The following is a 252-nucleotide window of genomic DNA, read 5'->3' as shown; positions in this document are numbered from 1 at the left end:
AAGACCAAGCAGATCGAGGAGACCAAGGCGGCCGCAGCAGAACAGCGTAGAAAGGATGCCGAGGCTGCCGTGGCAAAGGCGCTTGCCGACAAGCAGGCGGTCGAGAAGGCGCTTGCCGACAAGATCGCGAGCGACAAGGCGGCCGCCGAGCTGGCTGCGAAGCAGGCGGCGGAGAAGGCTCAGCGTGACCGTGAGCAGAAGGTCGCCGCAGTCGCTCCATCTCAGACGGCGCCCAGCCTCTCACCACAGGAG

The 252-nt window shown here is 65.9% G+C and carries 1 pseudogene; it reads left to right on the top strand.

The annotated features are described in order from the left end of the window. Positions 1 to 252, top strand: a pseudogene (locus tag Q5762_RS39105) (hypothetical protein); the annotation flags it as partial.

The organism is Streptomyces sp. P9(2023), assembly GCF_032436795.1.
GTDB lineage: Bacteria > Actinomycetota > Actinomycetes > Streptomycetales > Streptomycetaceae > Streptomyces.
The sequence above is the reverse complement of the archived record's forward strand: the minus strand, read 5'-3'. Positions and strand labels throughout refer to the sequence as shown.